This is a genomic window from Methylorubrum sp. POS3 (assembly GCF_043352485.1).
Taxonomy (GTDB): Bacteria; Pseudomonadota; Alphaproteobacteria; order Rhizobiales; family Beijerinckiaceae; genus Methylobacterium; species Methylobacterium suomiense.
Genome location: NZ_JAPRBT010000001.1, coordinates 3,388,785 through 3,402,191 on the forward strand (window position 1 = coordinate 3,388,785; position 13,407 = coordinate 3,402,191).

Genomic DNA, 13,407 nt, shown 5'->3' on the forward strand with positions numbered 1-13,407 from the left:
GTCCGATCAGCCGCCCTGCTTGCGCAGGCTGCTCGCTTCCCCGGAGCTGTTGGTCGACGGCCCGGTCGGGCCGCTGGCATTGGCCGCCCCGGCGTCGGAATCCTCGTCCGTCCGGCGGGCGCCGACATGGTCGTGATATTGCTCGGTCTGGACGTGACGGCTGTCGAGGCCGCGCTCGTCCGAATGCCGGGACTTGTCGCGGTTGCTCAGAACCTGGTTCTCGCCGAGCACCCCCTCGGGCAACTCGGTCATGGCGCCGCTGCCATCACCCTTGCCCTGCGTTCCCGGACCCATGCTGTGTCGGTCGGCCTTGGCCATGGCGTCGCTCCTCATCGCTCGCGGTCTCGTGAGGGGCCGGAACTGGGCGCCGGATCGAGGGCGACAACCCGTCGGCGGCAGATTGCCTCGCCGCTCGCGGAATGGGCGAGGGTCCCGGATCAGGCGATCAGCCGCTGCTCGGATGCGTCTCCGCCAGCGCCACGCTCGATGACCGCCAGGCTGTCCAGTAGGGCGGTCATGCGCATGGGCTTGCCGATCAGGTAGCCCTGCAGGAAGCGGCCGCCGAGACGATGCAGGATCGTCCGTTGCTCCTCGGTCTCGACGCCCTCGACGACGCAGGACAGGTCGAGGTTCCGGCAGAAATCCAGGATGGTGGCGACGATGCGCTCGCCGCGGGCCGAGTGCAGGTCGGCCATGAAGCTGCGGTCGATCTTCACCCGGTCCAGCGGCAGGCGGTGGACGTAGCTCAGGCTCGAATAGCCCGTCCCGAAATCGTCGAGCGCGATGCGGATGCCGAGCGCGCGCAGCAGCGTGATGCCTTCGCGGGCGCGCTCGAAATCCCGCATCAGCGCCGTCTCGGTCAATTCCAGGGTGAGGCGCCGCGGATCGAGCCCGCTCTCCCCCACGATCGCCAGGATGGCGGCGACGGTCTCGCGGGAGACGAGGTCGTGCGCGGAGAGGTTGAAGGACAGGCCGATCTCCGGTGGCAGGCGGGCGGCGTCGGCCAGCGCCTTGCGCAGCAGGGTCGCCGTCAGCCGATGGATCGCGCCGCAGCGCTCGGCGGCGGCGATGAAGCGGTCCGGCGTCACCCGGCCCAGGATCGGATGCGTCCAGCGCGCCAATCCCTCGACCATGACGACGCGGCTCGTCCGCAGATCGAGGATCGGTTGGACATGCACTTCGAGCTGCTGGGCGAGATCGGGGCTGTGGAGCGCGTCCTCGATGGTGCGCTCGGTGCGGATGGCGCTCTCGTGCTCCTGCGAGAACACCGTCGTGTGGCCGCGTCGATGAAGCTTCGAATGGTAGAGGGCATAGTCGGCCCGGTCGAACAGCTCCGCCGCCGTGCGACCGGCGCTGGGAAACAGGGCGAGGCCGGCGGAGCAGCCCGTCGTGACGAGCGCTTCCCCGAGCCGGATCGGGACCCGGAGGGCCTCGCAGATCCGGGCGCAGACCTCCGCCGGATCGCCGCCTTCCGCCGGTCGGCGGAGCAGGACGCCGAACTCGTCGCCGCCGAGCCGCGCCACCACCACCTCGGGTCCGGCACAGGCGGCGAGCCGCCGCCCGGTCTCCTGAAGGACCCGGTCACCGGCCTTGTGGCCGTAGGTGTCGTTGATCGGCTTGAACCGGTCGAGATCGAAGATCGCGAGGGCGAACGGAAGGCCGTCCTCGGCCGCCCTCTGTGCCGTTTCCTCGGTCAGGGCTTCGACCTGCTGGAAGAAGGCACGGCGGTTGGGCAGCCCGGTCAGGCTGTCGGTTAGGGCGAGGCGCGCATTCTCCTCGGCGAGCCGCTCCGCTTCGAGCTGCGACCGCGTGAGCTTGATGAAGGCCAGGAAGTTGTTGACGAGAATACGCACCATCACGACCGTCACGAAGGTCGTGTTGAGGGCGATGGCGATGAACACCGCGTTGCCGGACGCCAAGCAGTAGCTCAGGAACGCCACCGTCACGATCAGCGCCACGCTGAGGGCCGCGATCGGCAGGTGCGTCAGACAGAAGATGCAGCCGATCACCGTGATGGCGACGAAGATCGCCATGTGCCCCTGCTCGTAGGGCCCGCCATACGTGCTGATGGCGAATGCCCAGCCGAGGAAGACGACCGATAGTACGGTGGCCAGGATTCCCGTGAGGCGCAGGCGCCGCCGCGCCTCGTGAGCCGACAGGGTCTCCGGCCGCAGCCGCCACCATTGCACCGATCGGGTCGCGCACAACGTCACGAACAGGGCGGGACAGGCGAGGGTGAGCCAAGCCGGCGCGAGGCCGAGATGGGTGAAGGCCAGCGCACAGGCGTTGATCGAGAGCAAGGCGTAGAGCGAGACGACCTGACTCCGCAGCTCGATGATCTGCCGGACGGCGATGCGGTCGCAGAGACGGGCGAACAGGTCCCCCGCCAGGAGCGTGCGGATCCGATGAGAGAAGGACATGCGGCTGCGCTCTGGAACAATCACGCAGATGTGATCCGCCGGACTTTAAGAATCGATGACCCGTCACCCGCCTCCGGGGCTCGAATCCGCAGATGATTGCCGAATGGCCGAGCCGACCGGGTTCGCGAGCGCAGATTTCAGCCCCTTCGGGCCTCCAGCAACGCGGCGAAGCGCGCCACCAAGCGCCGGCCGACCTCCTCCTTGTCGAGGGTCGGCCACGTCTCGACGCTGCCGTCGCGGGCGACGAGATGGACGGTGTTCTCGGATCCGCCCATCACGCCGCCCTCCGCCGAAACGTCGTTGGCGACGATCAGGTCGCAGCCCTTCCGCGCGATCTTCTTGCGCGCGTTGTCGAGGACGGCATCGGTCTCCGCGGCGAAGCCGACCACCAGGGGCGGGCGCCCCTCGGCGCGGGCCGAGATCGTGGCGAGGATGTCGGGATTCTCGACGAGGGCGAGGGGGGCCGGCGCGTGGCCGTCCTTCTTGATCTTGGCATCCCGCGTCTCCGCCGGACGCCAGTCGCCGACCGCCGCGGCGAAGACCGCGAGATCGGCCGGGAGCGCCGCCTCGACGGCGGCCAGCATCGCGCGGGCGCTCTCGACGCGCACCACCGCGACGCCCGCCGGATCGGGGATGGTCACCGGCCCGGAGACCAGCGTGACGCGCGCGCCCGCCGCCGCGGCGGCCGCGGCGACCGCGTGGCCCTGGCGGCCCGAGGAGCGGTTGGCGAGGTAGCGCACCGGATCGATCGCCTCGTGGGTCGGCCCGGAGGTGACCAGCACGTGCCGCCCGGCCAGTTTTTTCGGAACTTCGCGGCCAGCCAGGAACCCGAAGTCGCGAGGCTCCGAGCGTTGCACCAGCATCGCCTCCAGCGCGTCGGCGATCTCGTGCGGCTCGGCCAAGCGTCCGGGGCCGAACTCCGCCTCGGCCATGGCGCCCTCGTTCGGGCCGACCACCGCGACGCCGTCGCCCTTCAGGGTCGCGAGATTGCGCTGCGTCGCCGGGTGCAGCCACATCCGCACGTTCATGGCCGGCGCGATCAGGATCGGCAGGGTGGTGGCGAGCAGCACCGTCGCGGCGAGATCCGGCGCATGGCCGGTCGCCATCCGGGCCATCATGTTGGCGGTGGCCGGCGCCACCACGACGGCGTCGGCGTCGCGGGCGAGGCGGATATGACCGATCTCGGCCTCGCTCTCCCGGTCGAACAGGTCGGTATGCGCCCGCTCGCCCGCGAGCGCCGCCGCCGCCAGCGGCGTGATGAATTCCTGCGCCGATTCGGTGAGCAGCGGGCGCACCGCGGCGCCCCGATCGCGCAGGCGCCGGATCAGGTCGAGGGCCTTGTAGGCGGCGATCCCGCCGCCGACGATCAGCAGGATGCGACGGCCGGCCAGCGGACCGGGAGCGGAGGGCGAGCGGGACATGGCCGCAGAACGAGGTTTTTTGCGGCCGCGCGTCAAGGGGAGGAGCGCGTTACGGGCACAGGGCATGGCCCGCTGACCGGCGCGGGGGAGCGTTCAGATCCTCCTCCGCCCGCTGCGTCGACGATCGCGGGACGACCCGGACCGTGACCGCTGCGCCTCAATCCGGCACCTTGAGGCCCTCGAGTCCCTCCCGCGGCGGGGGAAAGCGCGGGTCCATCGCCTCCAGGGTGTCGGCGATGGTGCGGGCCACCATGAGATTGCGGGCCCATTTGCGGTTGGCCGGAACCACGTGCCAGGGGGCGTAGGGGGTCGAGCAGCGCGAGAGTGCGTCGTCGAAGGCGGTGCGGTAGGCGTCCCAGCTCTTCCGCTCGACGAGGTCGGCGGGGTCGAACTTCCAGTGCTTTTCCGCGTCTTCGAGGCGCGCCTCCAGGCGCTCCTTCTGCTCGTCCTTGGAGATGTGCAGGAAGAACTTCAGGATCGTCGTGCCGGAGAGCGTCAGCAGCCGCTCGAAATCGTTGATCAGGCCGTAGCGCTCGCGCCACGTCTCCTCGGGGACGAGCCCCTTCACCCGCACCACCAGAACGTCCTCGTAATGGCTGCGGTTGAACACGCCGATGAGGCCGCGGCCCGGCGCCTTGGCGTGGTAGCGCCAGAGGAAATCCTGATCGAGTTCCTCCGCGCTCGGCACCTTGAACGACCAGACCCGGCACCCTTGCGGGTTCACGCCCTCCAGCACCGAGCGGATGGTGCCGTCCTTGCCGCCGGTGTCGATCGCCTGGAACACCACGAGGAGCGAGCGGCGATGCTCGGCATAGAGCTTCTCCTGCCACGCCTTGATCCGCGCGTGCTCCCCGGCGAGCGCCACCTTGGCCTCGGCCTTGTCGAGGCCGCCGGTGGCGTCGGGATCGACCGAGGCGAGGGAGAAGCGCGTGCCGGGCTCCACCGTGACGATGCCGGGGGCGGGCCGCGGCAGGCGCGGATGCAGATGCGGCGACAGGCTCGGCGCGGTGCCGCCCATCCCGGCATCCACGGCCCGCGCCCAGGCGGCGGAGGAGGGCGGGTGATGGTCGGCGCGCGCCTTTCGCGCGTCCTTCCGGGTCTCCGCGTCGGCCTTCTCCGCCCTGTTCTCGGCCCTCTTGCCCTTCGTCTTGCCCGTGTGCTCCGCGTCACCCTGCGACGCTGTTTCCCGGTTTTTCCCCGTCTCCGGGCCGTCCGCGTCCTTGCCGTTCGTCTTGCTCATGCCGAAGATCACTCGCTCGTGAGCCGATCGCGGGGCTGAGGCCCGCGGGGAGGGGAAGCTTTGAGCCCCAAACAGACGCGTCGCCCCCGCCGTTCCCGCCCCGGTCTGGCGGGACCGCCTGCCGGGAGCCGGGCGGCGTGAGCGAGACGCCGACGATCTACTTCCTGCGCCACGGCCAGACCGATTGGAATGCGGAAGGACGGCTTCAGGGGCATCGCGACATCGATCTCAACGCCCACGGCCTCGCGCAGGCCGGGGAGGCGGCGGAGCGGCTGCGGCGCGTGGCCGGGGCGGTGTTGCCCACCGCCGACTACGTGGCGAGCCCGCTGCTGCGCACCCGCCGGACCATGGAGACCGCGCGCGCCCGCATCGGCCTGCCGCCGACGGGCTACCGCACCGACCCGCGCCTGCGGGAGATCGGCTTCGGCAGCTGGGAGGGCCATACCTGGGCCGAGATCCGGCGGCGCGACCCGGCAGGGGCCCTCGCCCGCGACCGCGACCGCTGGGGCTACCGTCCGCGCGGCGACAATGCCGAGAGCTACGCCATGGTCGAGGCCCGGGTGGAGGAGGTCGTGGCCGAGCTGCGCCGCCCCACCGTGATGGTCTCCCATGGCGGCGTCGCCCGCGCGCTCCTCGTCATCCTCGGCCATCTCGACATCCGTGCCGCGGTGCGGATGGGCATCCGCCAGGGCAGCGTCCTCGTCCTCGACGCCGAGGGGTGGCGCTGGACCTGAACGCGCCGCGCGGCGGCGCTGCGGCCATGCGTCCAAGCCCTTCTCGCAAGATCCGTCTCGCAAGACGCGTCTCGGATGTCCCCGCCCTCCTCTCCGGTTCGGCGCCCATCCGTGCCGGGGTCCACGGGCGGTCGACCGGGTTCCTTCGCCGGTCAGCAGGTGTATGGGACGCCTCCGAGGGCCGGAAGGCGGCGCGATCCCGTCGCAAAAGCGCCCCGTGCGGTGCGTTATCAGGCGAAAGCCGCGGGGGCGCGGACGGATCATCGACCCATCGGCCGGCGGAGCCGGCACGGAGCAGCGGATGGACGGTCTCACCGAGAAGAGCCGGACCCGGCCGGAGAGCGCGGGCGCAGGGCCGCCCACGGGCCGGGCGATCCTGCGCGGGCCGGCGCGCCCCGACCTGATCCGCCGCGAAACCCTGGCGTCGCTCTTCCGCGACAGCGCCCGGGCCAGCGCGCAGGCCCCCTGCCTGATCGACGCGGCCGCCTCCGGGCCCGACGGGCGCCCGCCCGTCCTGACCTACGGCGCGGTCGATGCCCGCTCCGACCGGCTCGCCGCGGCCCTGGCCGCGCGCGGGATCGGGCCGGGCGACGTGGTCGGCCTCTGGATGGCCCGCGGCACCGATCTGCTGATCGCCCAGATCGCCATCGCCAAATCGGGCGCGGCCTGGCTTCCCTTCGACGCCGAGGCCCCCGCCGACCGGGTCGCGGTCTGCCTCTCCGATGCGGAGGCCAAGGCGCTGCTGGTCTCCGACGCCCTGCGCCCGCAGGCGCCGGAGGGGGTGGCACCGCTCACCACCGCCGAATTGTTGGGCGCGGCGGCGGAAGGCGCAGCCGCTCCGGACCTCGACGCGGCGGGCCTGATGCCCGAGCACCCGGCCTACCTGATCTACACCTCGGGCTCGACCGGCGTGCCGAAGGGCATCGTCATCAGCCACGCCAATATCTGCCACTTCCTGCGCTCGGGAAACGCCGTCTACGGCATGGCGCCCGAGGATGTGGTGTTCCAGGGGGCGTCCGTCGCCTTCGATCTCTCGATGGAGGAGATCTGGGTGCCCTACCTGGTGGGCGCCTGCCTCTACGTGGCGAGCCCGGCCATGATGGGCGATGTCGAGGCGCTGCCCGGCCTGATCGCGCGCGCCGGCGTCACCGTGCTCGACACGGTGCCGACCTTGCTCGCCATGATCCCCGGCGACCTGCCCACCGTCCGCCTCGTGCTGCTGGGCGGCGAGGCCCTGCCCGAGCCGCTGGTGGCGCGTTGGGCGACGCCCGAGCGGCGCCTGTTCAACACCTACGGCCCGACCGAGGCGACCGTGGTGGCCACCGCCGCCGAGATGCGGCCGGGCGTGCCCGTCACCATCGGCGGCCCGATCCCGAACTATTCCGTCTACGTCGCCGACGAGGCGCTGAACCTCCTGAAACCCGGCGAGCAGGGGGAGTTGCTGATCGGCGGCCCCGGCGTCGCCAAGGGCTATCTCAAGCGCCCGGAGCTGACGGCGGAAAAATTCGTCGCCAACCCCTACGCCTCCGACGGCACCGATCCGGTGCTCTACCGCTCGGGCGACGCCGTCTCGATGACGACGGACGGCGACATCGTCTTCCACGGCCGCATCGACGATCAGGTCAAGATCCGCGGCTTCCGCGTGGAGCTCGGCGAGATCGAGGCGCGGATCCGGGCGGAGGAGGGCGTCAACCAAGCCGCGGTGGTGCTGCGCCGCGACGACGAGGTCGACCGCCTCGTCGCCTTCCTGGTCCCCGAACGCGGCGTCGATCTCGATCGGGGCAAACTCCGAAAGGATCTGGCGGCGCAGATGCCGCCCTACATGGTGCCGGGCCATTTCGAAGCGGTGGAGACCCTGCCGCGTCTCACCTCCGGTAAGGTCGACCGCAAGGCGCTCAAGATCGCGCCGCTGACCGTCGCGACGAGCGAGGGCGAGCAGGAGGAGCCCGACAACGAGACCGAGGCCGCGCTGCTGGCCGCCGCCAAACGGATCTTCGGCGAGCAGCCGATCGGGCTGAACGCCGACTTCTTCTCCGAACTCGGCGGCCACTCGCTGCTCGCCGCCCGCTTCGTCGGTGCGGTGCGCGAGACGCCCGCCCTCGCCGGCATCACCCTGCAGGACGTCTATGCCGGCCGCACGTTGCGGGTGATGGCGTCGAACCTGATCGAGCGCACCGGCGGTGTCGGCGCCGAGACGGCCGTCCAGGATCTCGGCTTCGACCCGCCCCCGCTCCTGCGTCGCGCCCTGTGCGGGCTGGCCCAGGCCGTGGCCCTGCCCTTCGTGATCGCGCTGGCCACCGCGCAGTGGCTCGGCATCTTCGTCACCTACCTGCTGCTGACCGGCGGCGGGCTCGGCTTCTGGGGCGAACTCGCGGTTCTGCTGCTCGTCTATATCGGCATCAATGCGGTGACGGCGACGGTCGCGATCCTGGCCAAGTGGCTGATCCTCGGGCGGACGAAGGCGGGACGCTACCCGCTCTGGGGCGTCTACTATTACCGCTGGTGGCTGGCGCAGCGCCTGACGCCGCTCGTGCACATCAAGTGGCTTCAGGGTTCGCCCGTCATCGCCACCTATCTGCGGCTCCTCGGCGCCAAGATCGGCGAGGACGTGCTGATCTCCGACCTCGATGTCGGCGCGCCGGACCTGCTGACCATCGGCCGCGGCGCCTCCCTCGGCGGGCGGCTCGTGATCGCCAATGCCGAGGTCGTCGGCAACGAGCTCGTGATCGGTCCCGTGGCCATCGGCGAGGACGTCGCCATCGGCACCTCCTGCGTCATTGGCCACAACACGGTGATCGAGGATCACGCCGAGATCGCCGATCTCACCACCGTGCCGGCGGGCACCACGGTCGGCACCGCCGAATCCTGGGACGGCTCGCCGGGCCGCCGGGTCGGCACCGTCGATTTCGCTGCCCTGCCCGAGCCGGCCACCGCCTCGCCGGCGCGGCGGGCGGCCTTCGGCGCCGTCTACGCCTTCCTGCTCGCGGCGGTCCCCGCGGTCGGGCTGCTGCCGATCTTCCCGGCCTTCTACATCTTCGACCAGATCTCGGACCGGCTCTCCGAGATGACGGACGTGGATTACCACGCCTATCTGCCGCTGCTGACATGGCCCACCGCCATGCTGATGACGGCGGGCACGGTGCTGCTGATCTCCGGCATCCGCTGGGCGGTGCTGCCGCGGGCGCGCCACGGCACCTACTCGATCTGGTCGGGCTTCTACCTCCGCAAGTGGCTCGTGGCGCTCGCCGCGGAAGTCACCCTGGAGACCCTCTCCTCGCTTTTCGCCACCGTCTACATGCGGGCGTGGTACCGCCTGATGGGCGCCCGCATGGGCAAGGGCGCCGAGATCTCGACCAATCTCGGCTCGCGCCACGACCTCGTCTCGGTCGGCGCCAACAATTTCGTCGCCGACGAGGTGGTGGTGGGCGAAGAGGAGATCCGCCGCGGCTGGATGCACCTTCACCCGGTCGAGACCGGCGCCCGCGTCTTCGTCGGCAATGACGGCGTTCTTCCCCCCGGCGCCACGATCCCCGACGACGTGCTGATCGGCATCAAGTCGAAGCCGCCGGCCAATGCCATGATGCATCCGGGCGAGACGTGGTTCGGCTCGCCGCCGATCCGCCTGCCGGTGCGCCAGAAGGTCGATCTCGGCTCCGCCAGTCAGACCTTCGAGCCGAGCGTCGGGGCCAAGCTGCGGCGCGGCCTGTTCGAGGCCTTCGCCACCTCGTTCTCGCCGATGCTCTACCTGTCGCTCGCCATCTGCGCGATCGACTGGGTGTTCTATCCCGCGATCCTGGAAGGCGACTGGCTCGGCCTCGCGGTGTCGTTCGTGGTGGCGAGCGTCGTCATCGCGCTGATCCAGACCTCGACGGTGATCGGCCTGAAATGGCTCCTGATGGGGCGCTACCGGCCCGGCATGCGGCCGATGTGGTCGTGGTGGGCGATGCGCACGGAGGCCATCGCGGTGGCATATTGGGGGCTGGCCGGCAAGGTGCTCCTGGAACACCTGATGGGCACGCCGTTCCTGCCCTGGGTGCTGCGGCTGTTCGGCGTGCGGGTCGGCCGGGGCGCCTGCCTGCTCATGACCGACATCACCGAGTTCGACTGCGTGTCGATCGGCGACTTTGCCGCCATCAACCGCTCGGCGGCGCTCCAGACCCACCTCTACGAGGACCGGATCATGAAGGTCGGCCGGGTCGCCATCGGCAACGGCGTCTCGGTCGGCGCCTTCTCCACCGTCCTCTACGACAGCCATGTCGGCGATTACGCGCGGCTGCGGCCCCTCACCATCGTGATGAAGGGCGAGTCGATTCCCCCGCACTCGCAATGGGAGGGCGCGCCCGCCGTGCCGGTGGTGCATGGGGCGGCGGAGGGAGCGGCGAAGGCGGCATGAGCCTTGTCGATCGTACCAATTTTGGTACGATCGACGTATGCCTCCCGTGCCGCCATCCCTCTCGCATTCTATCGGACCGCGGCGGGGCACGAGCCGGTCCGCGACTGGCTGAGGGCGTTGCCGCCGGAGGACAAGCGGGTCGTCGGCTTCGATGTCCGCCGTGTTCAACTCGGCTGGCCGATCGGTCTGCCGTTTTGTCGTCCGATGTCGGGCGGGTTGTTCGAGGTGCGGTCCACGCTTCCGAGCCGGCGCGAAGCCCGCCTGCTGTTCGGCTTCCACGAAGGGCGACTGATCGCCCTGCACGCCTTCATCAAGAAGGCTCAGCGGACCCCGTCGGCGGATCTCGATCTGGCACGGCAGCGCCTGAAGGACATCATCGGATGAACGCGGACAACCTTCATATTGGGTCGAGCTTCGAGAGCTGGCTGGACGAAGAGGGCCTCACCGAGGTGGTTACCGCGGCCGCGGCCAAGAGCGTCATCGCCGAGCAGATCGCCGCCGAGATGAAGCGGCAGAAGATCAGCAAGGTCCAGATGGCCGAACGCATGCAGACGAGCCGTGCCCAGGTCGATCGCCTGCTTGACCCATCGAGCGGCGGCGCGACGTTGGAAACCCTGGTCCGTGCGGCGCGGGCGGTGGGCCGGGAATTGCGGGTCGAACTCGTCTGAGGACCGACTGAACGCCTGGATGGGGGCTGCCGTGTGGCGGGTGCACGGGGCAGCCTGCTGGTGGTCGCGGAGACGCAGGCGCATCATCCGAAAGGCGTTCCGTAGGCCTACGGCGATATCCGGACGGCACTCGCGAGCCACGGCTTCGACCGGATTCAGGGCAGCCTCTACATCAGCCAGGGCGAGGATCTCGCTCAGCTGTTCGCGGCCATCATGGCGCTCAAGGCGCTGCCCTGGTTTCCCGCTTCGGTCCGGGACCTGCGTGCTTTTCGCGTCGAGCAATGGTCGGACTTCACGGCGACCGTCAAAGGCTGAAGCCGCCGTGAATGCCCGCCTCACGCCGCCTCGGTCTTCCCCCCGAGGCGCTTGTCCAGATAGGTGTCGACCGTCTGGGTCAGCTCGTCGACCTTGCCGTCGAAGAAGTGGTTGGCGCCCTCGACCATCTGGTGCTCGATGATGACGCCCTTCTGCGTCTTCACCTTCTCGATCACCGGGATCACCTCGCGGGCCGGGGCCACGCGATCCTCCGAGCCGTGCACGAACAGGCCGGAGGAGGGGCAGGGCGCCAGGAAGGTGAAGTCGTAGCGGTTGGCCATGGCGGCGATGGAGATGAAGCCCTCGATCTCCGGGCGGCGCATCAGCAACTGCATGCCGATCCAGGAACCGAACGACACGCCCGCGATCCAGCAGGACTTGGCCTCCGGATTGACCGACTGCACCCAGTCGAGGGCGGCGGCGGCGTCCGACAGCTCGCCAGAGCCGTGATCGAACGCGCCCTGGCTGCGCCCGACCCCACGGAAATTGAAGCGCAGGGCTGCGAATCCGCGATTGGCGAAGGTGTAGAAAAGATTGTACACGATTTGATTGTTCATCGTGCCCCCGAACTGGGGGTGGGGATGCAGCACGATCGCGATCGGGGCGCCCTTCTTCTTGGGCGCTTGGTAGCGGCCTTCGAGGCGGCCGGCGGGGCCGGAAAAGATGACTTCGGGCATGGTGTCCTCAGGTGGATCCCGTGCCTGCCCGGAACGCGCCGGGAACGACACGGGTTCGGCGGCCGGCACGTGCCGACCCTGCCTTGACTCGCTCGGCGCGCCTTCTACAAGCGTCTTAGAATAATTCTAGGTAATTAGAATTGTTCTAAGATAGAGTGTTTCGAAGCCTCGTCCCTGCGTTGAGGGCGCCGTTGCGGGCGCCTTAGCATGGGGAAGGGGGGCGAAATCAAGGAAATCGCGGGTTCGCGCGGCGGACAGAGGGCGGCCAAAGGTCGGCGAAGACAGTTCAGGCGACGGATGGACAGGGCAGCGCGCAGTTACCTCGACCACAACGCGACCTCTCCGGCACGGCCGGCGGTCGCGGCGGCGGTCGCGCGCGCGCTGACGCTGCCGGGCAATCCGTCCTCGGTCCATGCCGAGGGGCGGGCGGCGCGTCAGGCCCTGCAGGAGGCCCGCGCGAGGGTGGCGGCCCTGGTCGGGGCGGCACCGGAACGGGTCGTCTTCACGAGCGGCGGCACGGAAGCCGCCAACACCGTCCTGTCGGGGGCCTTGCGCCGCCGGGGCATGCCCGCGCCGACCCGGCTGATGATCTCGGCGACCGAGCACGCTTGCGTCGCCGTGGGCCATCGGTTCCCCGACACGATGGTCGAGATCCTGCCGGTGGATGCGGCCGGCACGCTTCGCCTCGATGTTCTCGCGGATCGCCTGGATGCCTGCCGCGACGAGGCCGTGCTGATCTCGGTCCACGCGGCCAACAACGAGACCGGCGCGGTGCAGCCCCTCGCGGCGATCGTGCGGCTCGCCCGCGCCCACGGACAGGCGCTGGTTCACAGCGACGCGGTGCAGGCGGTCGGAAAGATTCCCCTGAGCCTCGACGCCCTCGGGCTCGATGCCCTGACCCTGTCGGGCCACAAGTTCGCGGCGCCCAAGGGGGTCGGCGCCCTGGTGCTCGCCGAGGGCGTGAGCCTGGAGGCGCCGCTCCTGCGCGGCGGTGGCCAGGAGGCACGGCTGCGCTGCGGCACCGAGAACTTGCCCGGGATCGTCGGCATGGGCGAGGCGGGGCGAATCGCCCACGCGGCGCTCGCCGCCGAGGGCCTACGCCTCGCCACCCTGCGCGATCGGCTCGAAGCCGGGGTGCGGGCGCTCGCGCCCGAAGCGGTGGTCTTCGGGGCGGGGGCCGAGCGGCTGCCGAACACGCTGAGCTTCGCCGTACCGGAACTGGAGGCGGCGACCGCCCTGATCGCCCTGGATCTGGCCGGCGTGGCCGTTTCCTCGGGCTCGGCCTGTGCCTCGGGCAAGGTCGCCCGCTCGCCGGTGCTCGGCGCGATGGGCGTGAGCCCCGCGCTCGCCGCAGGGGCGCTGCGCGTGAGTTTCGGCTGGAATTCGGACGAGGACGACCTGCAACGCTTCTTAGAGGGGTTCGAACGGGTCGTGTCGTCCCTATATCGACGGCGAGGGCAGGCTGCCTGAGCGCCGCCCGCCCAAGCCATTGCTTTCGTTGAAACCCCCGGTCCTTGAAACCGGAGTCGGTGAGGAGAG

General features: G+C 70.3%; 10 protein-coding genes. 5 read left to right on the forward strand and 5 right to left on the reverse strand.

Annotated elements, in window-relative coordinates:
* Window positions 1-6: 6 nt before the first annotated feature.
* The 4 genes from OWC43_RS15665 to OWC43_RS15680 form a co-directional block, all read right to left on the reverse strand.
* Window positions 7-318, reverse strand: a complete 312-nt coding sequence (locus OWC43_RS15665; protein ID WP_393958571.1) for a hypothetical protein — start codon at window positions 316-318, stop codon at window positions 7-9.
* Between the two features lie 119 nt (window positions 319-437).
* On the reverse strand, window positions 438-2,420 hold the full coding sequence (locus OWC43_RS15670) for a putative bifunctional diguanylate cyclase/phosphodiesterase (protein ID WP_393957337.1): 1,983 nt from the start codon (window positions 2,418-2,420) through the stop codon (window positions 438-440).
* 137 nt (window positions 2,421-2,557) lie between these two features.
* Entirely contained in the window at window positions 2,558-3,841 is a 1,284-nt protein-coding gene (gene coaBC / locus OWC43_RS15675; protein WP_393957338.1) for a bifunctional phosphopantothenoylcysteine decarboxylase/phosphopantothenate--cysteine ligase CoaBC, read from the reverse strand.
* 157 nt (window positions 3,842-3,998) lie between these two features.
* Window positions 3,999-5,081, reverse strand: coding sequence for a polyphosphate kinase 2 family protein (locus tag OWC43_RS15680; protein WP_393957339.1), 1,083 nt, complete (start codon window positions 5,079-5,081; stop codon window positions 3,999-4,001).
* Between the two features lie 137 nt (window positions 5,082-5,218).
* On the opposite strand from OWC43_RS15680, the gene OWC43_RS15685 reads away from it, so the two are divergent.
* The 4 genes from OWC43_RS15685 to OWC43_RS15700 all read left to right on the forward strand — a co-directional run bounded on the left by OWC43_RS15685 (window position 5,219) and on the right by OWC43_RS15700 (window position 10,876).
* On the forward strand, window positions 5,219-5,815 hold the full coding sequence (locus tag OWC43_RS15685) for a histidine phosphatase family protein (RefSeq protein ID WP_137830916.1): 597 nt from the start codon (window positions 5,219-5,221) through the stop codon (window positions 5,813-5,815).
* A 301-nt stretch (window positions 5,816-6,116) separates the two neighbouring features.
* Window positions 6,117-10,208 carry a Pls/PosA family non-ribosomal peptide synthetase gene (locus OWC43_RS15690; RefSeq protein WP_393957341.1) on the forward strand — a complete coding sequence of 1,364 codons (4,092 nt, stop codon included), beginning with the start codon at window positions 6,117-6,119 and terminating at the stop codon, window positions 10,206-10,208.
* 21 nt (window positions 10,209-10,229) lie between these two features.
* Window positions 10,230-10,592, forward strand: coding sequence for a type II toxin-antitoxin system RelE/ParE family toxin (locus tag OWC43_RS15695; protein ID WP_393957342.1), 363 nt, complete (start codon window positions 10,230-10,232; stop codon window positions 10,590-10,592).
* Window positions 10,589-10,876 (forward strand): Fis family transcriptional regulator, encoded by a 288-nt coding sequence (locus OWC43_RS15700; protein ID WP_393957344.1) that lies wholly within the window; start codon window positions 10,589-10,591, stop codon window positions 10,874-10,876. Before OWC43_RS15695 ends, OWC43_RS15700 begins: the two co-directional genes overlap by 4 nt.
* Window positions 10,877-11,211: 335 nt before the next feature.
* Here OWC43_RS15700 and OWC43_RS15705 read toward each other — a convergent pair whose 3' ends face one another.
* The gene (locus OWC43_RS15705) at window positions 11,212-11,868 is read right to left on the reverse strand and encodes an alpha/beta hydrolase (RefSeq protein WP_056237741.1); all 657 of its coding nucleotides are present in this window, start codon (window positions 11,866-11,868) and stop codon (window positions 11,212-11,214) included.
* Between the two features lie 297 nt (window positions 11,869-12,165).
* On the opposite strand from OWC43_RS15705, the gene OWC43_RS15710 reads away from it, so the two are divergent.
* The gene (locus tag OWC43_RS15710; protein WP_393957345.1) at window positions 12,166-13,338 is read left to right on the forward strand and encodes a cysteine desulfurase family protein; all 1,173 of its coding nucleotides are present in this window, start codon (window positions 12,166-12,168) and stop codon (window positions 13,336-13,338) included.
* Window positions 13,339-13,407 lie beyond the last annotated feature (69 nt).